This is a genomic window from Bifidobacterium sp. LH_558 (assembly GCF_056356295.1).
This window is the reverse complement of record NZ_JBKETZ010000003.1, coordinates 251,258-274,041: the sequence shown is the minus strand read 5'-3', so window position 1 is coordinate 274,041 and position 22,784 is coordinate 251,258. Positions and strand designations below refer to the sequence as shown.

The following is a 22,784-nucleotide window of genomic DNA, read 5'->3' as shown; positions in this document are numbered from 1 at the left end:
TAGTGTCGCTTCCATCGACATTCATCGTTCAACAAAGGAGCATCATGACAACCCTTGTGGCCTATTATTCCGCCGAAGGATACACCAAGCGCGTGGCCGAAACCATCGCCGACGCCACCGGTGCCGACCTGTTCGAAATCACCCCGGCCGAACCCTATACGGACGCCGATCTGGACTGGCGCGACGCCAACAGCCGCGTCGTGCGAGAGCATGACGATCCGACGCTGCGCGAAATCCCGCTGGACAGCGCGGCCGTGCCGGACTGGGACTCCTACGACACCGTGTACATCGGCTATCCGATCTGGTGGGGCATCGCCGCATGGCCCGTCAACGGTTTCGTCACTGACAACGATTTCACCGGCAAGACGGTGATTCCGTTCTGCACCTCATCCAGCTCGCCGCTGGGCGAAAGCGATACTCTGCTGGCGGGACTCGCCGACACCGGCGATTGGAAGAAGGGACATCGTTTCCAGTCCACCGTCTCCGATGCGGAGATTCGCGACTGGGTCGCCAGCCAGCAGTAAGACATTCCCTCACGCTCGCGTGGGGGAGGCGATGATGCGAGGGATGGCGTTGAACATGATCAGTGTGATGCGTTCGACGCTTTCCTCGCAGTCCCGTTCAATCCAACGCTGCAGAACGGCGGCGATTGAGGCGATCAGCGCGTCTTTGAAATAGGCGAGTTCGGCGTCGTCGTTGATGCCGATATCCGCGCCGGCGGGCCGGATGCGCTGGTCCCATAGCGTTTCTCCGCCCAAATCCAATGGCAGACGGCGGCTGTGCTTCAACGTGACGCGGTAGAAATAGCGATGCTGCCTGATATGCGTCAGATAGATGCGCAATGACCCCTCGGAGAGCGGCTCGTGTAGGCCGGCCTGCCGGAACGCTTCGGTCAGTTCGTCGTTGAGATACTCCTGCATGGCCGCGAACATGTCATCCAAATCGGTGAAATGCTCGTAGAACGTGGACCTGTTGATATTCGCCTTACGGCAGATATCCGCCACGGAGAGCGGGCGGTCTGTGCCGTTGTCCAGCAACATCACCGCGGCGGCTTCGATGCGTCGGTCCGTCGCCAGAAACCTCGCGTTGTTCTTCACATTCACCATGCTTCCATTATTCCAACAGATGTTGAAGTAATGATGATTGAATCGCCGTAAAACCGCACGTATCGTCGATTTCGGCACGGCGGAACCCCCGTCGGCAAGCATGAGAGGAATGCAAATGAGCAAAGCCAACTACGTGACCCTGGTGCTTGGCACCGTCTCCGCGCTGGTGTTCGCGCTGGGCATGTGCATGTGCCTGCTACCCGAATGGAACGCGTTCATGCCTGGCGTGATCGTCGGCGTGATTGGTGTGGCGCTGTTTCTGGTCACATGGATGGTGCGTCGCCATTTCGACGGCAAGCCCGCCATCGTCTGGAACGCCAAAGCCGTTGGCGTGAGCGTGTACGCGTTGGTCTCCGCGCTGGTGTTCGGCGCGGGCATGTGCCTGACCATGGTGTTCACCCAGTGGATGATCCCCGGCATCGTCGTCGGCATCGTCGGCATTGTGATGCTGCTTGGCCTCATCCCCATGATCAAAGGCGTCAAGTAGTTGATTCGTGAGCCATTCGTCAAAGGCATGCACTTCGCTGTCGGCTCAGCATTGGAGATGTGTCTTCTTCCAAGCCGTTTTTCGCATGCTCCTGAGAGATTGAGTCTTGTTCGAGATGGCTTGGCATAGCAGACAAGACGGAACGACTTCCATAGCGGTTGAGCATGGAGGGGCATCGGCGCTAGGTATTTGATATGCGCCTGTGATGGTGTTTGAATGCCGGTAATACGACAGGAAGGACAGCATCATGGGCGCAACGGCAACGAATACGGCCTCATTGAATAATCTCGACACCTCCGCAGTGAGCGGTGGAGCGATGGAATGCGCGTGTCTGGCAAAACAGCAGCTGAACGAGCATGAGCACCACCGCGAATCCGCGGACGTGTGCCAGCAGGTGCTTACCGGCGAGCGCGCGATGTTCCAAGCAGCGAACCAGCGCATCGTCGACTCGACGTTCGCCGACGGCGAATCGCCGCTCAAGCACGCGCATGACATCGAACTCATCGGCAGCATGTTCAAATGGAAGTATCCGCTGTGGTACTGCGAGAACATCGTCGCGAAGGACTGCACCTGGTTCGAGATGGCGCGTGCCGGCGTGTGGTACACGAACAACATCACCGTGGAGAACAGCGTCATCGAAGCGCCGAAGAACTTCCGCCGCGCAGACGGCGTGCGGTTGACGAACGTGCAGTTCCCGAACGCGGCCGAAACGCTGTGGCACTGCCGCAACGTCACCATGCATGACGTGAGCGCCAAAGGCGACTACTTCGCCATGAACTGCGAGAACACGACCATCGACGGCTTCACGCTGGTGGGCAACTACTCCTTCGACGGCGCGAAGAACGTGGAGGTGCACAACGCGCGCATGCTCTCCAAAGACGCCTTCTGGAACGCCGAGAACATCACCGTCTACGACTCCTTCATCTCCGGCGAATACTTCGGTTGGAACTCGAAGAACATCACTCTGGTCAACTGCACCATCGAAAGCCTGCAGGGCATGTGCTACATCGACAACCTCGTGATGCGCGACTGCCGCCTGCTCAACACCACGCTCGCCTTCGAATACTCCACCGTGGACGTGCAGATCGACGGCGCCATCGACAGCGTGCTCAATCCGTCGGGCGGTGCAATCCGTGCTGAGCGGATCGGCGAACTGACCATGAACCCCAACGAGGTGGATGTGTCGGCCACCCGCATCATCTGCGATGCCATCGATTCCCGTCGCGACACCAAGCCCGCATCGTTCTAACCAATAGAAGAGATCCTTCGACTCCGCTACGCTCCGCTCAGGATGACGGAAAGTCCTCCTCGTCATCCCGAGCGGAGTCGAGGGATCTTTTGTGCTATAGGAGTAGTTATGACCTACGATTTCGACACCCTGATCGACCGCCGCGGCACCGGATCGCTTAAATGGGACGAATACAACGCCGAACTGCCGATGTGGGTGGCGGATATGGATTTCGCCACCGCTCCGGAGATCCGCGAGGCCTTGCAACGCGAACTGGACCGCGGTGTATTCGGCTACGCGATCGAAACCGCCCAATGGCGGCGCGTCATCGCCGACTGGTGGGAGCATCGCCACGGTTTCCGCTTCGATGAGGAATGGCTGGTGTTCTCCACCGGCGTGGTGCCTGCGATCTCCAGCATCGTGCGCAAGCTCACCACTCCGGCCGAGAACGTGCTGGTCATGACACCCGTCTACGACATCTTCTTCAATTCGATTCTCAACAACGGCCGCAACCCGATCGAATGCCCACTCGTCTACGACGAGACGACCATGCGTTACTCCATCGACTTCGCCGATTTGGAACGCAAGCTCGCCAACCCGCAGACCTCGCTGATGCTGCTGTGCAATCCGCACAATCCCATCGGCATCGTATGGGACGCCGATACGTTGGCGCGCATCGGCGAACTCGCTTGGAAGCACCATGTCATCGTGGTCTCAGACGAGATCCACTGCGACCTGACCATGCCCGGCGTCGAATACACGCCGTTCGCCTCGGTGAGCGCGCATTGCCGCGACAATTCGGTTACCTGCGTGGCTCCGACGAAAACTTTCAATCTCGCCGGATTGCATTCCGCCGCGGTCGTCGTGCCGAACCCAACCCTGCGTCACCGCGTATGGCGCGGCATCAACACCGACGAAGTGGGGGAGCCCGGCGCGTTCGCGATCCCCGCCACCGTGGCCGCCTTCACTCAAGGAGAGCCTTGGCTGGAAGAATTGCGCGCCTATCTGGCCGAGAACCGCCGCGTGGTCACCGACTATCTGCATGATCCCGCGAACTGGCCAGCGTTGCCCGAGGGCACGGGCGTTCGCGTGGTGCCGGGCGATGCCACCTATCTGCTATGGCTCGACTGCTCGAACGTGTTGAACGCCGCCGGCAAGCAAGATACCGAGGACTTGGGCGACTATCTGCAGCGCACAACCGGCTTACTGCTGACGGCAGGCGGCCAATACCATGGTGACGGCGCGCGGTTTGTGCGTCTGAACGTCGCCTGTCCCCTCGAACGTGTATATGACGCGCTCGACCGTTTCCTCCGCGGCGTCAACGCCTATGTCGCTGACAAACAGCGCGACTGATTGGACCGGAATTATCAGAGCATACGAATGGGGTGTCGCTCATTTCAAGCAGACACCCCAAAACTTGTTTATTGAAACTGGAATTACTTCAGCGTGAGGTATTCGGCGTCTTCCACAGGCTCCAGCCATTCGGTCGAGACGTTTTCACCCGGCAACATGATCGCGATATGCGCGAACGCCTCGTTCGGGGCGGCGCCATGCCAGTGCTTGGTACCGGCGGGCACATAGACCGCCTCACCGGGCTTGAGCTCGTGCGGCTCCTCGCCGGCGAACTGGTAGTAGCCGCGACCGCCCACAGCGATGAGAATCTGCGGGGAGCCATGGTGGATATGCCAATTGTTGCGGCAGCCTGGCTCGAAGGTGACGTTGTGAACGCCGATTTCAGGCGCGTCGATCAGCGGGGCAAGATAGCTCTGGCCGATGAAATACTGCGCGAAAGCGTTGTTCGGTTCTCCAATCGGGAAGCTGCTGGGATTCTCCATAATTGTTCTCCTTGATTGTGGTTATTGGTTGATTTGCTTATATAGGCGGGCGCTCGCGGCTACCGGTTGGTCAGGCTTTCCTGAAGTTCGGGATACCGCGCGCCCACCACTTCGAATTCGTCGAGATGCTTGCGGATGTCGGCCAATTCCTCGGCCGTGAACTCCACTTCCGTCGCGCCGATGTTGTCTTGCAGGCGATTCACATGCTTGGTGCCGGGAATCGGCACGATCCAAGGCTTCTGCGCGAGCAGCCACGCCAAGGCGATGCGGGCCGGCGTGGTGCCTTTCGCTTCGGCAAGCGAGCGCACATATTCGGCCAGCGCCACGTTGTGGTCCAGATTCTCGGGAGAGAAGCGCGGGATTTTGCTGCGGTAGTCGTCGTCCGAGAATTTCGCGTTGCGGTCGAACCGGCCCGTAAGCATGGCTTTGCCGAGTGGGCTGAACGGCACGAAGCCGACGCCCAACGCCTCCAAGGTGTCCAAAAGCTGTTCTTCCGGCTTGCGCCACCACATCGAATACTCGCTTTGCACGGCGGTCAACGGGCATACGGCATACGCGCGTTTGATGGTGCACACGCTCGCCTCCGACAATCCCCATCCCAACACCTTGCCTTCGCGGATGAGGTCCTGCACGGTGCCGGACACCTCTTCGATCGGCACGTTCGGGTCGACGCGATGCTGGTACAGCAGGTCGATATGGTCGGTGCGCAGACGCTTGAGCGATCCCTCCACCGCGGCGCGGATGGTTTCAGGGCGGCTGTCGAGCGTCTGCACGCGGCCGGAGGGGTCGAGTTCGTTGCTGTGCAGGTCGAATCCGAATTTCGTGGCGATAACGATTTCGTCACGGAACGGCTCCACGGCCTCGCCGACCAGCTCCTCGTTGGTGAACGGTCCGTAGACCTCGGCGGTGTCGAAGAACGTGACGCCTTCGTCGTGCGCTTTGCGAATCACCGCAATGGACTCGTCATGCGGCAGGAACGGCGGCCAGCTCATCGTGAATCCCATGCAGCCCAGTCCGATGGCCGAAACCTCTAGGCCGTTGGCTCCCAAAGTACGTGTACGCATGATGCCTCGCTTACCGAGTGTTCGTTGATGGTGATGTTGTCATCATTGAACACCGTGCGCGCCGATGCCGCCAATAAACAAACGACATGCGCCGCCATGCGTTTTGGGTATCGCGGGACGTGCGGGTTATGCGGACTTCGTAGGCTCGTCGGCGCGCAGGAATTCGACGAACGCGGACGCGGCCGGCGTCATCGACTGGCCCTTCTTCCAAGCGATCACCGCGCCAGTCTCCATTTTGGGGGAGAGCGGGCGGAACAGCAGCCTCTCGTCCACAACCGGAACGTCGAAACTGAAGGAGATTCCCACGCCGTTGCGCACCATCGTCGCGGCGTTCATCGACAGGTTGAAGGTGGCGGCCATGGTGATCTGTTGCGCCACGTCGCCGAACCAGCTCATCACCTCGCGTTGGACCTCCGCGCGGTACGGCATGATCATCGTCGCGCCGACCAAATCCTGCGGGCGGATCACCGTCAGCTTGGCCAGCGGACTGTCGGCGCGCACCAGCATGCCCCATCGGTCGGTGACATGCGTGCGCACATAGTCGTAACGGTCCACCGCCACCGGCTCGCTCATCAACCCCAAATCCAGCAGTCCCTGTTCCAGTCGCTCCTGGGTCATGTCGGCGGTGAGCGTGCGGATGTCGAATCGGATGTGCGGATGCAGCGCGCGGAACGCGGCGATGCGGCGGGACAGGTACGTCATGCTGCGGGATTCCGCGCAGCCGATGGCGATATTGCCGGTGAGGTTGCCCTGCGAGTCGCGCAGCTCGCGTTCGGTTTTGTCGGCCAGCGCGACCAGCGTCTGCGCGCGGTCGTACAGCAGATGGCCTTCGGGAGTCAGTTCGATGGTTTTGGCGCCGCGGTGGAACAGGGCGATGCCGAGGTCGTCCTCGAGTTTCTTCAACTGGCGGGAGAGCGTCGGCTGCGAGACCTGGAGCAATTCGGCGGCCCAGGTGATGTTGCGCTCCTCGGCGACGGCGAGGAAATACCGCAGCACATGCAGGTCCAGCGGTGATTTCGCGGGCTTGGCTGGAGGGATGATGTCGCTCATGGCTGTCTGTTCCTCGATTCGGGTGTGATGATTGTTCAGCATATAACAAAAGAGCGGCCGTCAAGCCGCTCTTTCGCTATTGGACAGGTTTATCAGCTGATGGTGATTCCAGTCGTGCGCGCCGCTTACTGCACGTCGATCGACAGGATCATCGCCGGCTCAAGCGGGCGGTCCATCGGATCGGTGGCGACGGCTTCGAGCTTGTCGACCACGGCCTTGGACTTATCGTCCGCGACCTCGCCGAAGATCGTGTGGTGACCGTCGAGCCACGGGGTGGGCACGGTGGTGATGAAGAACTGCGAGCCGTTGGTGCCGTGGACCTTGCCGTCCATACCGCGGCGCAGACCGGCGTTCGCCATGGCCAGCAGATACGGCTTGTCGAACTTCAGGTCGGCGACGATCTCGTCGTCGAAGTTGTAGCCGGGGCCGCCGGTGCCGGTGCCGAGTGGGCAGCCGCCCTGGATCATGAAGTCCTTGATGATGCGGTGGAAGCTCAGTCCGTCGTAGAACTTCTCATGGGAGGCCTGGCCGCTCATCGGATCGGCCCACTCCTTCTCGCCGGTGGCGAGGCCGAGGAAGTTGGCCACCGTCTCCGGGGTCTTCTCGTCGAACAGGTTGATGGTGATGTCACCCTCAGAGGTGCGCATAATAACTGTAGTCATGCCCTCAAGTCTCGCACGCCCGCCAGACCGGAAGTTGATAGCGGCAACTGGTTGTCTCCTGTCAAGGCGAGTCGGCAAGTCGACCGATTGCCGGAAACGACGTCGCTTGATCAGTCGTCTACGCCCATGCGTAGTTCGAGGGCGTCGCCGGCTTGGTCGAGGGAATCGTCGATCGCATCGAGACGGGTGTCGAAGGTGAAATACGTTTGGCGGTCGATCGCGCCGCTTCGCACGGCGGCCTCGATCTGGTCCTCCAAGGAATCGATTTGCAATTCGAGCTGCTCAAGCGGCGCTTTGGCGTCGATATACGCTTTTGGACGGTCCGCGAGGTTCGAGGGAACGGAAACGCTGCCCGCGGTTTCGACCGCGGAAGCGGCCTGCTGTTCCAAGTCGGTGATCGCGGCGTCGAAATCGTTGGTGCCGGTGGAGGATTGGCTGTCGTTCGAGTCTGCGGATGATCCGGAGCCGTCGGTCGAGTCCGTCGAACCGGAAGTGCCGCCGGTCTGACCGTTCTTCAACTCGTCGATTTCCTGCTGCATGCTGTCGAGTTTCTCAAGAATCTGCCGGTCGGCGCTGCTGGTGCATCCGCCCACCAAGGCGAGCGCGGCGATGGCGGCGATGGAGGTGGCTACGATACGCGTCATTGTGTTGCTCATACCCACTCATTCTACGGAGCTGGAGTCGCAACATTCCAGTCGAATGCGCATGAACTATCTCACGCCTCTCGTCATCGGCGTGGAGATGCTTCGACTCCGTTGCACTCCGCTCAGCATGACGAATAACCATTATCAACGTCATTCCGAGCGAAGCGGAGCGTAGTCGAGGAATCTCAGTGCGTTTGTGGGTGGAGGGATCCCTCGACTGCGCTCGGGATGACAGGTGGCGCGCTCGGGATGACGGTGCGGTGCGCTTGAGAGGATGACGCGGTGGAATGCCGACGGTGGTGCGCTCGGCTTAGAGCACGCCGAAATGGGTGAGCGCGTTGAGGACGCCGTCGTGGTCGACGTCGTCGGTCACGTAGTCGGCGGCGGCTTTCGGCGCTTCGGTGGCGTTGCCCATCGCCACGCCGATGCCGGCGAACGCGAGCATCTCCGTGTCGTTGCCGCCGTCGCCGAACGCCATCGTCTGTTCGCGGCACCATCCGTACCGCTCCATGAACCGTTGCATGCCGCGCGGCTTGCCGCCGTCCGCAGGGATCAGATCGGTGAAGTCGGGATGCCAACGCACGCCCTTGACGTTGCCGCACAGTCCGACGATCTCGCTTTCAAGGGCTTCGTCGACGAAGGGACTGATCTGGAACGTCTCATGCGTCTCGGGCCGCACATGCGGGTCGCCGATATGCGTGGTCGGCGCGGTTTTGCCGAGCTTTCGCCATGTCGCGCGCATCGCGTCGGTGATCTGGTTGAAGTAGACGTAGTCCTCTTCGCAGTAGTTCGCCACCACATCCGGATGCTCGTCGAGCCATGCGGTGATCGTGCGCACATCGCTCGGCGACAATGCTTGGTATTCGCGATAGCCGTGGTCGTCGAAGCAGTATTGTCCGTTGAGTCCGACGATGCCGTCGAACGCGACGGGGATTGTGTCGAGCACGACGCCCATATGCGAGGGCGCGCGCCCCGTGCAGACGAACACCTTGATGCCGCGTTCCTGCAGGCGGTGCAGCGCGTCGATGGTGGAGGCGGGCACCTCATGGGTGGTGAAACTGGTGAGCGTGCCGTCGATATCGAAGAATACGGCCTTGATGCCATGCGATGCCATCGTAGGAGCCTCCCGTCTTGTGAATCCCAAGACCATTGTGGTGCGTGCCGAAGACCGAAACGGCAAGGCCGTAACGCGTTATCAAGGGCGCGGATTCATTGGCATCTTACGCACGCTATAAGCAACACGTATACGGCAATCCGCTATTTTCCGCCATTTTCGCGATGTTCATCCTCTATGGTGGGGTCTCGTCAACAACCGCGTCAATCTTTTCGAAGAAGGGGAAGAGAACATGACAACCGCAATCCAGCAGCCGGCCTCGCCGGCCGATCCGAACGAACCGGTGCGCGTGAACCACACGCTGCGCAACGCCATCATCGCCATCGTCGTGGTGGCCATCGTCGCGGTCGGCGGATTCTTCGGCTACCGCGTATTCGCCGGCGCCAGCGAAACCGCCGCCAAAGGCTCCGAAAGCAATCCTGTGAAAATCGGCGTGGTCGGCGCCACCGATTCCCAGTGGCAAATCTTCCAGCAGAAGGCCGAGGCGGAAGGCATCTACGTCGACATCATCGACTTCCAGGACTACACCTCCGAGAATCCTGCGCTCGATTCCGGCGATCTGGATCTGAACGAATTCCAGCATCTGCTGTACCTCGCCAACTACAACGTGAGCAACGATAAGGATCTGCAGCCAATCGGAGGCACCGCCATCTATCCGCTCGGCGTCTACTCCACGAAGTACCAGTCCATCGACGAGATTCCGGCCGGCTCCACCGTCGTCATTCCCAACGATGAGACCAACCAGGCGCGCGCCATCGGCGTGCTCGAATCCGCCGGACTCATCACCCTCAACGGCGACTGGACCGCGTTCTCCACGCCGGCCGATATCGACGAAGCCAACAGCAAGGTCACCGTCACCGCATTGAAGGCCGAACAGGTCGCCAACAGCCTGAGCGATCCGCAGGTGGCCGCCGGTGTGGTCAACAACGACTATGTGTCCGACGCCGGACTCGATCCGGACGACGCCATCTACCAGGACGACGCCGAATCCGAATCCGCCCGCCCGTACATCAACGTGTGGGTGGCGCGCAAGGACGACGCGAACAACGAGACCTACCTGAAGCTCGCCCAGCTGTTCCAAGATTCGGAGGTGTTCGGCGCGCTGCAGGAGAACTCCGGCGGCACCGCGGTGGACGCCACCGGATTCAGCGCCGAGGAGCTGCAGGGCTTCCTCGCCGACATCGAAGCCGACACCAGAGCGGCCGAATAATCCACATTTGCCTGAACTGCGGGAAGGGGCGCGATTCAGGCACCAGCCGTGGCATCTCGGACCGTTCCCGCCTCATTACGCGGGGTCGACGGCCGGGATGCCGCCATGCCTGTACGACTACGAATCCCATCGGATTCATGAAGAAAGCGAAGCAATGAGCGAACCCATCATTGTGCTCGACCATGTGGTCAAGGAATTCCGCGGACGCGGCACCGGCGGGAGTGAAGCCGCGGCAGGAACGCGTGCGGTCTCGCGTGCGGTCGACGAGGTGAGCCTGAGCATCGGCAAAGGCGAGATCTTCGGCATCATCGGCTACTCGGGAGCGGGCAAATCCACGCTGGTGCGGCTGATCAACGCACTGGAACGCCCCACTTCGGGCGCGGTCAACGTGCTCGGCACCGACATCACTGCCCTGCCGGAATCGAAACTGCGTCCGATCCGCCGCAAAATCGGCATGATTTTCCAACAGTTCAACCTGTTCTCCACCAAAACCGTGGCGCAGAACATCGCCTACCCGCTGCAGCTCGACCATTGGCGCAAGGACTATCAGGAACGTCGTGTCGCCGAACTGCTTGATTTCGTAGGCCTCTCCGAACATGCAGGCAAATACCCGTCGCAGCTTTCCGGCGGGCAGAAGCAGCGCGTCGGCATCGCCCGCGCGCTGGCCACGAATCCCGAGATCCTGCTCGCCGACGAGGCGACCAGCGCGCTCGACCCGGAGACGACCACCGAAGTGCTGGGGCTGCTCAAACGTGTCAACGAGGAGCTCGGCATCACCATCGTGCTCATCACCCACCAGATGAACGTGGTGCAGCAGATCGCCGACCGCGTGGCCGTGATGAGCGCCGGCCGTGTGGTGGAAAGCGGCGACGTCTACGATGTGTTCGCCGCGCCACGGCAGGAGGTCACCAAACGCTTCATCGCCACCGCGCTTTCCGGCGTGCCCGATGAGGCGCGGGTCGCCCAACTGCACCGCGACTGGCCCGGCCGCATCATCACCGTGCTCATCCGGCAGCGGGACATCCAACGCGCCGCCGACGAAGCCGCCACCGCCGAACACAACGGTCTTGACGGCTCGGCCGGCCCCTCGGTCACGATTCCGGCATCGGGACAGCACATCTCCGAACTCATCGCGCGCCACGGCGTCACCTCCAGCCTGCTGTACGGCGGCATCGACACGGTCGGAGGCATCGCCATCGGCGCGATTACCTACGAATTCTCCGGCAGCGAGGAAACGCTCGTCGCCTTCCTCGACGACCTTCGTCGCGACGGCGACGTGGTCGACTTCGGCACCGCCGACCATCCCGTCTCCTATCAGGAGGCCATCGCCACACAAGGAGGGGCGCGATGATCGTATTGTCCTCACGCAGCGATTGGACCGTGCTGCGACCGCTGCTGTTCGAATCCATCGGCCAGACGCTCACCATGGTGCTCGTCACCCTTCTGATCGGCGGATTCCTCGGTCTTGTGCTCGGCGTGGTGCTGTACGGCACGCGGCCGGGCAGCCTGTTCGAAAACGCGCTTGTCTACCGGGTGCTCGACGTGATCGTCAACATCGTGCGGCCCATTCCGTTCATCATCTTCCTGGCGGCCATGCAGCCGGTCACCATCACAGTGGTCGGCACGTCCATCGGCACCGCGGCGGCCATCTTTCCGATGGTGCTGATGTGCACCTTCGCCACGTCCCGTCTGGTCGAGCAGAATCTGGTTCCGGTCGATCCCGGCATGATCGAGGCCGCCCGTGCGATGGGCGCGTCCAAACTCACCATCATCCGCACGGTACTCATCCCCGAAGCGTTGGCGCCGCTGATCCTCGCCTACGCCTTCCTGTTCATCGGCGTGCTCGACATGTCCGCCATGGCCGGCTACATCGGAGGCGGGGGACTGGGCAACTTCGCTATCGCCTACGGATACCAGAAGTTCGACCAGACCGTCACCTGGACGGCCGTGATCATCATGATCCTGCTCGTGCAGGTGGTGCAGGGACTCGCCAACGCGCTCGCCAAACATCTGCTTAAACGCCAACGGTAGCGGCCATCCGCGCCACTGATTCACAAGGATTAGGATGGAAACCATGACCGAACACATCGAAATCGACGACGAGCTTGTCGACATCCGTCATCATCTGCACGCCCACCCCGAGCGGAGCTTCTGCGAATTCGAAACCACCGTGTATCTGGAACGCCAGCTTACGGCCCACGGCATCGAAATCCTCGACAATCCGATGGAAACCGGCGTGGTGGCCCTCATCGAAGGAACCGCAGGTCCGGGCCCATGCGTCGCCCTGCGCGCCGACATCGACGGCCTGCCCATCGACGAGGACTCCGGTCTCGACTTCCGGTCGGAGAACAAAGGCGTGATGCACGGCTGCGGGCACGACCTGCATATGACCGGTCTGCTGGGCGCGGCCTTCTGGCTGGCCGAGCACCGCGACCGCTTCGCCGGATCGATACGGATCATGTTCCAACCCGCCGAAGAGACCGGCATCGGCGCGAAAGCCGTGATCGAGGCGGGACTGCTCGACGGCGTCGACGCGATCATCGGCACGCACAACAACCCCAATTACGCTCCCGGACAGATCGCCATCGGCGCCGAACCCATGATGGCCGGCTGCGTGCGGTTCAACGTCACCCTGCACGCCGAAGGCACGCACGCCGGATATCCGCATAAAGGCACCGGCCCGATCGAGGCGCTCGCCTCCATGATCCTGAGCCTGCAGACCATCGTGAGCCGCAACGTCTCGCCCTTCCATCCGCTGGTGCTATCCATCACCGAAGTGCACGGCGGGCACGTGTGGAACGTGGTCCCCGCCGAAGCCGGCTTCCAAGGCACGGTGCGCTACTTCCACAAGGAGGACGGCGAACTGGTCGGGAGGCGATTCCGCACCGTCGTGGAGCAGACCGCCGCCGCATACGGCATCCGGGCCGACGTGGAATGGGATGACTTCCAGGACCCGCTCGTCTCCGACCCCGATTTGGCGATGGCGCTCGCCTCGGAAGTCAGCGACTACGCGCAGCTGGAGCCCATCCGCCCGTCCATGGCGGGGGAGGACTTCTGCGAATACACGAAGGTCACGCTGCCCGTGTTCGCGTTCATCGGCTCGAACGGCGTCGAAGGCTGCCCCGACTGGCACAGCCCGCATTTCGTGGGATTGGACGAATCTATCCCCACCTTCGTGAACTTCTACGTCAACGCCGCGCTGCGCGTGCTGAAGGAACTACACTAAAGGAACATGACTCAGATTCGTTTCGCACTCGCCCAGATCGATACCCGCGTCGGCGACCTCGACGCCAACGCCGCCAAAGTGCTCGACCGGGCCCGACAGGCCGCGCAGAGTGATGCGCAGGTCGTCGTGTTCCCCGAGATGACCCTTACCGGATATCCCATCGAAGACCTCGCCCTGCGCGCCACCTTCCGACAGGCCGCATGGGACAAGGCCAACGCGCTCGCCGCCGATCTCGCTGCCGAAGGACTCGGCGAGTTGTTCGTGGTCGTGGGCACGGTGGGCACCGACCGCGCGAACGACAAGCCGCGCAACCGCCTGGTGGTGCTGCACGACGGCGTGGTGTGGGCCGGATATGACAAGCACTTCCTGCCCAACTACGGCGTGTTCGACGAGTTCCGCATCTTCTCCGCCGGGGGGGACGCCATGGTGCTCGACGTGGACGGCGTGCGTCTCGGCGTGGCCATCTGCGAGGACATCTGGCAGGACGGCGGCCCGGTGGCCGATCTCGCCGGCCGCAACATCGACGCGCTCATCACCATCAACGGCAGCCCCTACGAGGAGGGCAAAACCCAGACCCGCTGCGAACTGGTGCGCCGCCGCGCGGCCGAAGTGGACGCGCCGGTGATCTACGTGAACCAGGTCGGCGGCCAGGACGACCTCGTATTCGACGGCGGCAGCTTCGTCGTCGACCGCGACGGCACGCTGCTGCAACGCTCCCCGATGTTCATGGAGGACCTCGCCTGCTGGACGCTCGACACGTCAGCGGAACGTCAGGAACAGGTCGGGATCGCGCCCGATCTGGACCCGGACGAGGAGGTGTACACCGCCTGCGTGCTGGGATTGAAGGACTACATGGCCAAGAACCGCTTCACCGGCGTGACGCTCGGCCTGTCCGGAGGCATCGACTCCGCGCTCGTCGCCGCGATGGCGGCCGACGCGGTGGGCGGCGAGAACGTGTGGGGCATCTCCATGCCGAGCATGTACTCGTCCGACGGATCCAAAGACGACGCGGCCGACCTGGCCGCGAACATCGGCGCGCACTACGACGTGCAGCCCATCGAACCGCTGTTCGTGGCCTTCCAGAACCAGCTCGAACTCGAAGGCGTGGCGGCCGAGAACCTGCAGGCGCGCATCCGCGGCGTCATCGTGATGGCCTACTCCAACTCCAAGGGCCTGCTGGCGCTCGCCACCGGCAACAAATCCGAACTCGCCTGCGGATACTCCACCATCTACGGCGACGCGGTGGGCGGATACGCGCCCATCAAGGACCTGCTCAAAACCCGCGTGTGGGAGCTGGCCCGCTGGCGCAACCGCGCGGCGGCCGAAGGCGTCGGCATCGGCGGGCTCAAGATCGTGGGCAACGAGGCGGGGGATCGCGGAGTCGCGCTTGCCGACGGCGTGATGATTCCCGTCAGCTCGATCGAGAAGGCCCCGAGCGCTGAACTGCGCCCCGGACAGAAGGATTCCGATTCGCTGCCCGAATACGAGCTGCTCGATCGGGTGCTCGCCGCCTACATCGAGCATGCGCATGGCCGCGCCGATCTGCTGGCCGACGGGTTCGACGAGGGCACCGTCGACACGGTGATGCGTCTGGTGGACCGCGCCGAGTGGAAGCGCCGCCAGTATCCGCTGGGACCCAAGGTCACGGCGCTGGCGTTCGGACGCGACCGTCGTCTGCCCATCACCGCGGCTTTCCGCGAATAACGCGACCAGTCGCAACACGACACAACGTGACACAACGCGTGGTTGGGCCGCGTCCGCAAAACGCATGCGGACGCGGCCCAACCGCGTGTTCGCCTGCGGCGCGACGCTCCGGCGATGTGAACGATAACGGAATGTGAGGTAGCTCACGCGAGTTTTATGGGTTCTCCCAGCGGGCGAAGACTACACTAGGGAAGCAATGGTGCTGTGACGATGCGGCATCACAACAAAACAAACACCAAGGAGTGGATATGACAGCAGTTGAGACGACCGCGGTCACCCCGGAGGAGCTGGACGCCAAGGCGTGGGCCGGCTTCGAAGGCGGAAACTGGCAGCAGGATATCGACGTTCGCGACTTCATCCAGAAGAACTACACCCCGTACGACGGCGATGAGTCCTTCCTGGCGGATGCCACCGAGAAGACCAAGCATCTGTGGAAGTACCTCGACGACAACTACCTGGCGGTCGAGCGCAAGCAGCGTGTCTACGACGTGGACACCCACACCCCCGCCGATGTCGACGCCTTCCCGGCTGGCTACATCGACTCCCCGGAGGTCGACAACGTGATCGTCGGCGTGCAGACCGACGAGCCCTGCAAGCGCGCCATGATGCCGAACGGCGGCTGGCGTATGGTCGAGCAGGCCATCAAGGAAGCCGGCAAGGAGCCGGATCCGGAAGTCAAGAAGATCTTCACCAAGTACCGCAAGACCCACAACGACGGCGTCTTCGGCGTGTACACCAAGAACATCAAGGTCGCCCGCCACAACAAGATCCTCACCGGTCTGCCGGACGCCTACGGCCGCGGCCGCATCATCGGCGACTACCGCCGCGTGGCCCTCTACGGCGTGAACAAGCTCATCGAGTTCAAGAAGCGTGACAAGGACTCCGTGCCCTACCGCAACGACTTCACCGAGCCGGAGATCGAGCACTGGATCCGCTTCCGCGAGGAGCACGACGAGCAGATCAAGGCTCTCAAGAAGCTCATCAACCTGGGCAACGAGTACGGCCTCGACCTGTCCCGCCCGGCCCAGACCGCTCAGGAAGCCGTGCAGTGGACCTACATGGGCTACCTCGCCTCGGTCAAGAGCCAGGACGGCGCCGCCATGTCCTTCGGTCGCAACTCGACCTTCTTCGACATCTACATCGAGCGCGACCTCAAGGCCGGCGTCATCGATGAGGCCGGTGCCCAGGAGCTCATCGACAACATCGTCATGAAGCTGCGCATCGTGCGCTTCCTGCGTACCCAGGACTACGACGCGATCTTCTCCGGCGACCCGTACTGGGCGACCTGGTCCGACGCCGGCTTCGGCGACGACGGCCGCTCCATGGTCACCAAGACCTCGTTCCGTCTGCTCAACACCCTGACCCTCGAGCACCTCGGACCTGGCCCGGAGCCGAACATCACCATCTTCTGGGATCCGAAGCTGCCGGAAGGCTACAAGCGCTTCTGCGCCAAGATCTCCATCGACACCTCGGCCATCCAGTATGAGTCCGACAAGGAGATCCGCTCCCACTGGGGCGACGACGCCGCCATCGCCTGCTGCGTCTCCCCGATGCGCGTGGGCAAGCAGATGCAGTTCTTCGCCGCTCGCGTGAACTCCGCCAAGGCGCTGCTCTACGCGATCAACGGCGGCCGCGACGAGATGACCGGCATGCAGGTCATCGACAAGGGCGTGATCGATCCGATCACTCCGGAAGCCGACGGCACCCTGGACTACGAGAAGGTCAAGAACAACTACGAGAAGGCTCTCGAGTGGCTGTCCGAAACCTACGTCGAAGCGCTGAACATCATCCACTACATGCATGATAAGTACGCCTACGAGTCCATCGAGATGGCTCTGCACGACAAGGAAGTGTACCGCACCCTGGGTTGCGGCATGTCCGGTCTGTCCATCGCCGCCGACTCCCTGGCCGCCGTCAAGTACGCCAAGGTCTACCCGATCTACAACAAGGACGCGAAGACCCTGGAAGGCCACGAGTACGAGTACGTCGAGGGCGCCGATGACGATCTGATCGTCGGCTACCGCACCGAGGGCGAGTTCCCGCTCTACGGCAACGACGACGATCGCGCCGATGACATCGCCAAGTGGGTCGTCTCCACCGTGATGGGCCAGGTCAAGCGCCTGCCCGTCTACCGTGGCGCCGTCCCCACCCAGTCCATCCTGACCATCACCTCCAACGTGGAGTACGGCAAGAACACCGGTTCCTTCCCGTCCGGCCACGCCAAGGGCACCCCGTACGCTCCGGGCGCCAACCCGGAGAACGGCATGGACTCCCACGGCATGCTGCCGTCGATGTTCTCGGTCGGCAAGATCGACTACAACGACGCGCTTGACGGCATCTCGCTGACCAACACGATCACCCCCGACGGCCTCGGCCGCGACGAGGAGGAGCGCATCGGCAACCTGGTCGGCATCCTCGACGCCGGCAACGGCCACGGCCTCTACCACGCCAACATCAACGTGCTGCGCAAGGAGACCATGGAGGACGCCGTCGAGCACCCGGAGAAGTACCCGCACCTGACCGTGCGCGTCTCCGGCTACGCGGTGAACTTCGTCAAGCTCACCAAGGAGCAGCAGCTCGACGTGATCAGCCGTACGTTCCACCAGGGCGCCGTCACCGACTGATCGTAGTCGTGACGCACCGAGTGTGAAACGCTGAAAAAGGCGGGACCCATACGGGTTCCGCCTTTTTCGTCCCCTCCCGTCATACCGAGCGGAGGGGACGTGACGAAGGCCACATCGGCTTTCCGGCGAGCCACCAGCGGCCCCGGCGCGGGGGCACTAGACTGGGTGTCAGTACACGACCGAAACGAACCCAGGAGGACGATGATGTCTGACGCGACCCAATTCCGCACCACCACGCGGCATATGCTCAAACAATCGAAGGAATACGCCTCCCAGACGCTGATGGGCGGCCTGTCCGGCTTCGAATCTCCCATCGGACTCGACCGACGCGACCGCATCGACGCGCTTAAAACCGGCGATATCGGCTTCGTCCACTCATGGGATATCAACACCTCCGTCGACGGCCCCGGCACACGCATGACCGTCTTCATGAGCGGCTGCCCGCTGCGCTGCCAGTACTGCCAGAACCCCGACACATGGAAGATGCGCGACGGCAAACCCGTCACCTTGGAGGCCATGATCAAGAAGGTTGACCGCTACAAGGACCTGTTCAAAGCCACCGGCGGCGGAATCACCTTCTCCGGCGGCGAGTCGATGATGCAGCCCGCGTTCGTCTCGCGTGTGTTCCGCGCCGCCAAGGAGATGGGCGTGCACACCTGCCTCGACACGTCGGGCTTCCTCAACAAGAACTACACCGACGAGATGCTCGAAGACATCGACCTGTGCCTGCTCGATGTGAAATCCGGCGATGAGGAGACCTACCACAAGGTCACCGGCGGCCTGCTGCAGCCCACCATCGACTTCGGGCAGCGCCTCGCGAAGGCCAGCAAGAAGATCTGGGTGCGTTTCGTGCTCGTGCCGGGCCTGACCGATTCCGAAGAGAACGTCGACAATGTGGCGAAGATCTGCGCGAGCTTCGATGGAGCGGTGGAACACATCGACGTGCTCGGATTCCACCAGCTCGGCCGCCCCAAGTGGCACGAGCTGCGCATCCCATACCCGCTGGAGGACGCCAAAGGACCCAGCGCCAAACTGCGTCAGCGCGTCGTCGAACAGTTCCAGTCCTACGGCTTCACCGTCTACTAAACCCATCGGAGTCCATCCGAAGGGGAGTGCAGGCTGCAAGGAATTCGGCGAAATATCAGGCGTACGGGCGTGTGGATGCGCCGTAACGGGGCTTGGAGCCTTTAGCCTTGGTATATGGCAGACATCTACGCATTTCCGGCGGGTGCGCCCTCAACGGCGTCGGCGCCCCGGCAAGACGGATTGCCCGAACGGCCTGCCGGCGTGCCCGATGAGGTGTGGAACGCCGTGGAGTCGGTTCGGGATATGACGCGTGTCGCCGACGTGCGTTACCGCGAAATACCCATTCCCTCCACGCTGGCCGACTATGGCATTGGCGTTGAGCTGGAATGCGGTGAACACGGCGAAGACGCCGCGTCGTTCCTATCGGATCCGTCCTCTTCGCCGCGACTTGCCACGGGTTGGATTATGATTCTGTTCTCGGCGCAGTCGCGTATCGACTGGGCCGGTCGCTGGCGGTGCGTGGCCTTCACCCGATTGCCGCTGCACACCAGCGAGAACGATGGACTCACCCCACGCATGTATTGGGAAGACATGTGCGACCATCTGGCGGATGTCATCCCCGACTCGGTAGGTGGCACGGTGACCGTGACCCAGAACACCTCGTTCGGCACATTGGCCGCCGAGCCGGACGCCGGTTGCGAGATGCGCGTGTCTTGGTCGCCGCTCGAGCTGCCCGATGGCGGACTCGATGCCGGCGCGCAGGTCGGCATGTGGGCCAGGTTCATCAGATCCACTGTTCGTTTCGACGAGGGATTGGTTAGTGACTCATCAGATTGACCGCCGCATCGCCAAGGCGGAACCGCGTCTGCTCAGCGAGCCGCGCGGGGGAGTGCCCGACGTGATCGATACGCTCGCCGGATTCCGTGAGGCGTGCGATGCTTTGGCCGCGGCGTCCGGCCCGTTGGCCGCCGATGCCGAACGCGCGTCCGGATACCGCTACGGCCATGAGGATTGGCTGGTGCAGTTCAAACGCGGCGACGCCGGCATCATGCTGTTCGACCCGGTGGCCTTGGGCCAGGCTGGTGCCGATTGGGCTGACTTCAATCGCGCCGTGGGCGACGCCACCTGGATTCTGCATGATTCGATGATGGATCTGCCGGGTTTCGGAGACTTGGGGATGACCCCGCAGCGCCTGTTCGACACGGAGATCGCCGCGCGACTGCTCGGCATGCACCGTTTCGGACTCGCCGCCGTGATCGAGCATTATCTCGGCGTGACCTTGGCCAAAGAGCATTCCGCGGCCGACTGGTCGTACCGCCCGCTGCCGCGCGACTGGCGCAACTATGCCGCGCTGGACGTGGAACTGCTGATCGAACTGGAATCGTTGATGCGCCGTGACCTGCGCGAGCACGGTAAAGACGAATGGGCCGAGGAGGAGTTCGCGTTCGCCCTGCGCGAGGGACTCGCCCCCAAGCCGGCGCATCCGGCACCTTGGATGCGTATCTCACGCATCACCCAACTGGGGCGCGACCGTCGCGGACTCGCCATCGCCAAATCGCTGTGGGAGGAACGCGACCGGCTGGCCCGCCAGTACGACATCGCCCCCAGCCTGCTGCTGGCCGACTCGTCGATTATGGAGGCCGCGCAGAAGAAGCCGCACAATGTGCGCGAATTCCGCGCGATCCGCTGCCTCAACGAGCGGGTGCGCATGCATACCGGCAGCGCGCAGGACAAAATGTTCGAACGGTACGCGCCCATCCAACGCGAGGTCAAGCCCCGCGTGTGGAAAGACGCGATCCAACGCGCGCTGGACCTGAAACCCAGCGAACTGCCCGTCATGCCGGCATCCAACCAGCCGGGGGAGAACGAGACGAACGCGCCTAGGTCGATGCGCCTGTGGCAGACCCGCCATCCCGAGCGATATGAGCGTTTGCAACGGGTGCGCAAGGTCGTCAACCAGATCGGCGAGGACACGCGCACGCCGGCGGAAATCATCGTCAAACCGCAGATTCTGCGCAACCTCTGTTGGCTCGATGACCCCTCGAAAGTGGACGTGACGCGATTCCTCGAGGAGCAGGGCGCCAGAACATGGCAGGTGAAACTCATCGCAGCGTCCGTGAGTAGGGTTATCATGTAGAGGTTGCCCTACGGCAGAATGTAAGAAAACACGACTTTCAGGAGCGTTAAGCGTGAAAATCAGCGTTAGGAATCTTGAGCCGACCAAGGTGAAGCTCACCGTCACCGTCGACCCGGAAGAGTTCGAACCCTATCTGGACGAAGCCCGCAAGGAGATCGCCAAGCAGGCGAACATCCCCGGCTTCCGCAAGGGACATGTGCCGGCGAAGCTCATCGAGCAGCGTTACGGATTCGCCGGCATCGCCGGTGAGGCCGTGAACAACGCGGTGCCGGAGCTCTACTCCAAGGCGCTCGAGGAGAAGAAGATCCGCCCGATGGCCCAGCCCGAGCTGGACGTGCAGGAAGTCCCCGCTTCCTCCAAGGACGAGACCAAGCTGAAGTTCGTCGCCACCGTGGAGCGTCGCCCGGAGATCAAGCTGCCGAAGATCGACGGCATGGAGATCGCCATCGACAAGCCCGAAGTCAAGGATGAGGACGTGAACGCCCGCCTTGAGTCCCTGCGTCAGCGTTTCGGCACCCTCGTGGGTGTGGACCGCCCGGCCGCCAAGGGCGACTTCGCCAACATCGACCTGGATGCCCAGATTGACGGCGAGTCCGTCGACTCCCAGGAAGGCGTGAGCTACGAGCTCGGCTCCGGCACCATGCTCGACGGTCTGGATGAGGCCCTCGAAGGCCTGTCCGCCGGCGAGGAGACCACCTTCGAAGGCACGCTGGAAGCCGGCGAGCACGAGGGCGAGAAGGCTCAGATCAAGGTGAAGGTCAACTCCGTGAAGGCCGAGGAACTGCCGGAACTCGACGACGACTTCGCTCAGGAAGCCTCCGAGTTCGACACCCTCGAGGAGCTCAAGGAAGACATCCGCAAGAACGCCGCCGACGCCGCCAAGGGCCGCCAGGCCACCGAGGCCCGCGACGCGTTCATCGCCAAGCTGCAGGAAGACCTGGAGATCCCGGTGCCGAAGGGCGTCAAGGCCTCCATGGTCGAGGAGCACCTCAAGGGCATGACTCCGGATCCGGAGAAGGCCACCAAGGAGCAGAAGGCCGAAGCTGAGGAGCAGGTCGAGAAGGAACTGCGCGATCAGATGACCCTCGACGCTCTGGCCGAGATGCTGGACGTGCAGGTCTCCCAGGCCGACGTGTTCAACTTCCTCGCCTCCATCGCCCAGCAGTACGGCATGGACCCGAACAACTTCATCCAGGCGATCATCCGCAACGGCCAGCTCGGCTCCGCCGTGCAGGAAGTCGGCCGTTCCAAGGGCCTGCTCGCCGGCATGCGCGCCGTGAAGTTCACCGCCGACGGCGAAGAGGTCGACCTGTCCGCGTTCCTCGGTGAGGACGACGAAGAGGCCGACTCCGTCGAAGCCGCTTCCGCCGCCGCTGCCGTGGCCGACGAACTGGCCAACGCCGACGCCGAGTGAGCTGCTTGACTGACGTCGAGTGAGCTTGCGCTGACTCGGCCTCGGTTGTCATCGTCGTTGTCGCTACTGGCAACACGATCGACAGCTAGCCACTAGCTTCTAACGAAAGACCGGAACCTGTAACGGGTTCCGGTCTTTTGCTATTGCGTGCAGTTGTCGTTTTATACCGCGTACTCGTTACTCGTCATGCCGAGCGTAGTCGAGGCATCTCATCCCGCTACTCCGCCTAGTTCGCGTTGATGCTTCTTGGCTG

The 22,784-nt window shown here is 62.5% G+C and carries 21 protein-coding genes; 14 read left to right on the top strand and 7 right to left on the bottom strand.

Features of this window, described 5'->3' with window-relative positions:
* The first annotated feature begins 44 nt into the window (after positions 1-44).
* Positions 45-524: a flavodoxin gene (locus tag AC1AV0_RS06040; RefSeq protein WP_476572100.1), complete on the top strand. Its 480-nt coding sequence runs from the start codon at positions 45-47 to the stop codon at positions 522-524.
* 9 nt (positions 525-533) lie between these two features.
* Here AC1AV0_RS06040 and AC1AV0_RS06035 read toward each other — a convergent pair whose 3' ends face one another.
* Positions 534-1,106, bottom strand: a complete 573-nt coding sequence (locus tag AC1AV0_RS06035) for a TetR/AcrR family transcriptional regulator (RefSeq protein WP_476572098.1) — start codon at positions 1,104-1,106, stop codon at positions 534-536.
* Between the two features lie 115 nt (positions 1,107-1,221).
* Between AC1AV0_RS06035 and AC1AV0_RS06030 the strand changes: the two genes are divergently transcribed.
* The 3 genes from AC1AV0_RS06030 (at position 1,222) to AC1AV0_RS06020 (ending at position 4,174) form a co-directional block, all read left to right on the top strand.
* Positions 1,222-1,593, top strand: coding sequence for a hypothetical protein (locus AC1AV0_RS06030; protein WP_476572096.1), 372 nt, complete (start codon positions 1,222-1,224; stop codon positions 1,591-1,593).
* A 247-nt stretch (positions 1,594-1,840) separates the two neighbouring features.
* Positions 1,841-2,842, top strand: a complete 1,002-nt coding sequence (locus AC1AV0_RS06025; RefSeq protein WP_476572094.1) for a DUF3737 family protein — start codon at positions 1,841-1,843, stop codon at positions 2,840-2,842.
* Positions 2,843-2,950: 108 nt separating this feature from the next.
* Positions 2,951-4,174: a MalY/PatB family protein gene (locus AC1AV0_RS06020; RefSeq protein ID WP_476572092.1), complete on the top strand. Its 1,224-nt coding sequence runs from the start codon at positions 2,951-2,953 to the stop codon at positions 4,172-4,174.
* A gap of 83 nt (positions 4,175-4,257) precedes the next feature.
* Here AC1AV0_RS06020 and AC1AV0_RS06015 read toward each other — a convergent pair whose 3' ends face one another.
* From AC1AV0_RS06015 to AC1AV0_RS05990, 6 genes are all read right to left on the bottom strand, one after another.
* Positions 4,258-4,656, bottom strand: a complete 399-nt coding sequence (locus AC1AV0_RS06015) for a cupin domain-containing protein (protein ID WP_476572090.1) — start codon at positions 4,654-4,656, stop codon at positions 4,258-4,260.
* A 59-nt stretch (positions 4,657-4,715) separates the two neighbouring features.
* A complete protein-coding gene (locus AC1AV0_RS06010) occupies positions 4,716-5,720 on the bottom strand; it encodes an aldo/keto reductase (RefSeq protein ID WP_476572088.1) in 1,005 nt (334 codons plus the stop codon).
* A gap of 126 nt (positions 5,721-5,846) precedes the next feature.
* Positions 5,847-6,770 (bottom strand): LysR family transcriptional regulator, encoded by a 924-nt coding sequence (locus AC1AV0_RS06005; RefSeq protein WP_476572086.1) that lies wholly within the window; start codon positions 6,768-6,770, stop codon positions 5,847-5,849.
* Positions 6,771-6,895: 125 nt separating this feature from the next.
* Complete coding sequence (locus tag AC1AV0_RS06000; RefSeq protein WP_476572084.1) at positions 6,896-7,432, bottom strand: peptidylprolyl isomerase; 537 nt, start codon at positions 7,430-7,432, stop codon at positions 6,896-6,898.
* A 110-nt stretch (positions 7,433-7,542) separates the two neighbouring features.
* A complete protein-coding gene (locus tag AC1AV0_RS05995) occupies positions 7,543-8,088 on the bottom strand; it encodes a hypothetical protein (protein ID WP_476572082.1) in 546 nt (181 codons plus the stop codon).
* A gap of 298 nt (positions 8,089-8,386) precedes the next feature.
* Entirely contained in the window at positions 8,387-9,190 is an 804-nt protein-coding gene (locus AC1AV0_RS05990) for a Cof-type HAD-IIB family hydrolase (protein ID WP_476572080.1), read from the bottom strand.
* 232 nt (positions 9,191-9,422) lie between these two features.
* Here AC1AV0_RS05990 and AC1AV0_RS05985 point away from each other — a divergent pair, with 232 nt between their 5' ends.
* From AC1AV0_RS05985 to tig, 10 genes are all read left to right on the top strand, one after another.
* Positions 9,423-10,400 carry a MetQ/NlpA family ABC transporter substrate-binding protein gene (locus AC1AV0_RS05985; RefSeq protein ID WP_476572078.1) on the top strand — a complete coding sequence of 326 codons (978 nt, stop codon included), beginning with the start codon at positions 9,423-9,425 and terminating at the stop codon, positions 10,398-10,400.
* A gap of 154 nt (positions 10,401-10,554) precedes the next feature.
* Positions 10,555-11,751 carry a methionine ABC transporter ATP-binding protein gene (locus AC1AV0_RS05980; protein WP_476572076.1) on the top strand — a complete coding sequence of 399 codons (1,197 nt, stop codon included), beginning with the start codon at positions 10,555-10,557 and terminating at the stop codon, positions 11,749-11,751.
* Positions 11,748-12,431 (top strand): methionine ABC transporter permease, encoded by a 684-nt coding sequence (locus AC1AV0_RS05975; protein WP_476572074.1) that lies wholly within the window; start codon positions 11,748-11,750, stop codon positions 12,429-12,431. The genes AC1AV0_RS05980 and AC1AV0_RS05975 overlap by 4 nt, the downstream gene beginning before the upstream one ends.
* Before the next feature lie 43 nt (positions 12,432-12,474).
* Positions 12,475-13,626 (top strand): M20 metallopeptidase family protein, encoded by a 1,152-nt coding sequence (locus AC1AV0_RS05970; protein ID WP_476572073.1) that lies wholly within the window; start codon positions 12,475-12,477, stop codon positions 13,624-13,626.
* A 6-nt stretch (positions 13,627-13,632) separates the two neighbouring features.
* On the top strand, positions 13,633-15,330 hold the full coding sequence (locus tag AC1AV0_RS05965) for an NAD+ synthase (RefSeq protein ID WP_476572071.1): 1,698 nt from the start codon (positions 13,633-13,635) through the stop codon (positions 15,328-15,330).
* A gap of 248 nt (positions 15,331-15,578) precedes the next feature.
* Positions 15,579-17,954: a formate C-acetyltransferase gene (gene pflB / locus AC1AV0_RS05960; protein WP_476572069.1), complete on the top strand. Its 2,376-nt coding sequence runs from the start codon at positions 15,579-15,581 to the stop codon at positions 17,952-17,954.
* A gap of 204 nt (positions 17,955-18,158) precedes the next feature.
* On the top strand, positions 18,159-19,040 hold the full coding sequence (gene pflA / locus AC1AV0_RS05955) for a pyruvate formate-lyase-activating protein (RefSeq protein ID WP_476572067.1): 882 nt from the start codon (positions 18,159-18,161) through the stop codon (positions 19,038-19,040).
* A 114-nt stretch (positions 19,041-19,154) separates the two neighbouring features.
* Positions 19,155-19,817, top strand: coding sequence for a DUF3000 family protein (locus tag AC1AV0_RS05950; protein WP_476572065.1), 663 nt, complete (start codon positions 19,155-19,157; stop codon positions 19,815-19,817).
* Positions 19,818-19,869: 52 nt separating this feature from the next.
* Positions 19,870-21,117 (top strand): HRDC domain-containing protein, encoded by a 1,248-nt coding sequence (locus AC1AV0_RS05945; RefSeq protein WP_476572233.1) that lies wholly within the window; start codon positions 19,870-19,872, stop codon positions 21,115-21,117.
* A gap of 52 nt (positions 21,118-21,169) precedes the next feature.
* Positions 21,170-22,531, top strand: coding sequence for a trigger factor (gene tig / locus AC1AV0_RS05940; RefSeq protein WP_476572063.1), 1,362 nt, complete (start codon positions 21,170-21,172; stop codon positions 22,529-22,531).
* Positions 22,532-22,784: the final 253 nt, after the last annotated feature.

What these genes read in the sequence shown, in the direction of transcription:
- AC1AV0_RS06040 (WP_476572100.1), top strand. Translation starts at nt 45, where the DNA reads ATGACAACCCTTGTGGCCTATTATTCCGCCGAAGGATACACCAAGCGC.
- AC1AV0_RS06035 (WP_476572098.1), bottom strand. Translation starts at nt 1,106, where the DNA reads ATGGTGAATGTGAAGAACAACGCGAGGTTTCTGGCGACGGACCGACGC.
- AC1AV0_RS06030 (WP_476572096.1), top strand. Translation starts at nt 1,222, where the DNA reads ATGAGCAAAGCCAACTACGTGACCCTGGTGCTTGGCACCGTCTCCGCG.
- AC1AV0_RS06025 (WP_476572094.1), top strand. Translation starts at nt 1,841, where the DNA reads ATGGGCGCAACGGCAACGAATACGGCCTCATTGAATAATCTCGACACC.
- AC1AV0_RS06020 (WP_476572092.1), top strand. Translation starts at nt 2,951, where the DNA reads ATGACCTACGATTTCGACACCCTGATCGACCGCCGCGGCACCGGATCG.
- AC1AV0_RS06015 (WP_476572090.1), bottom strand. Translation starts at nt 4,656, where the DNA reads ATGGAGAATCCCAGCAGCTTCCCGATTGGAGAACCGAACAACGCTTTC.
- AC1AV0_RS06010 (WP_476572088.1), bottom strand. Translation starts at nt 5,720, where the DNA reads ATGCGTACACGTACTTTGGGAGCCAACGGCCTAGAGGTTTCGGCCATC.
- AC1AV0_RS06005 (WP_476572086.1), bottom strand. Translation starts at nt 6,770, where the DNA reads ATGAGCGACATCATCCCTCCAGCCAAGCCCGCGAAATCACCGCTGGAC.
- AC1AV0_RS06000 (WP_476572084.1), bottom strand. Translation starts at nt 7,432, where the DNA reads ATGACTACAGTTATTATGCGCACCTCTGAGGGTGACATCACCATCAAC.
- AC1AV0_RS05995 (WP_476572082.1), bottom strand. Translation starts at nt 8,088, where the DNA reads ATGAGCAACACAATGACGCGTATCGTAGCCACCTCCATCGCCGCCATC.
- AC1AV0_RS05990 (WP_476572080.1), bottom strand. Translation starts at nt 9,190, where the DNA reads ATGGCATCGCATGGCATCAAGGCCGTATTCTTCGATATCGACGGCACG.
- AC1AV0_RS05985 (WP_476572078.1), top strand. Translation starts at nt 9,423, where the DNA reads ATGACAACCGCAATCCAGCAGCCGGCCTCGCCGGCCGATCCGAACGAA.
- AC1AV0_RS05980 (WP_476572076.1), top strand. Translation starts at nt 10,555, where the DNA reads ATGAGCGAACCCATCATTGTGCTCGACCATGTGGTCAAGGAATTCCGC.
- AC1AV0_RS05975 (WP_476572074.1), top strand. Translation starts at nt 11,748, where the DNA reads ATGATCGTATTGTCCTCACGCAGCGATTGGACCGTGCTGCGACCGCTG.
- AC1AV0_RS05970 (WP_476572073.1), top strand. Translation starts at nt 12,475, where the DNA reads ATGACCGAACACATCGAAATCGACGACGAGCTTGTCGACATCCGTCAT.
- AC1AV0_RS05965 (WP_476572071.1), top strand. Translation starts at nt 13,633, where the DNA reads ATGACTCAGATTCGTTTCGCACTCGCCCAGATCGATACCCGCGTCGGC.
- pflB (WP_476572069.1), top strand. Translation starts at nt 15,579, where the DNA reads ATGACAGCAGTTGAGACGACCGCGGTCACCCCGGAGGAGCTGGACGCC.
- pflA (WP_476572067.1), top strand. Translation starts at nt 18,159, where the DNA reads ATGTCTGACGCGACCCAATTCCGCACCACCACGCGGCATATGCTCAAA.
- AC1AV0_RS05950 (WP_476572065.1), top strand. Translation starts at nt 19,155, where the DNA reads ATGGCAGACATCTACGCATTTCCGGCGGGTGCGCCCTCAACGGCGTCG.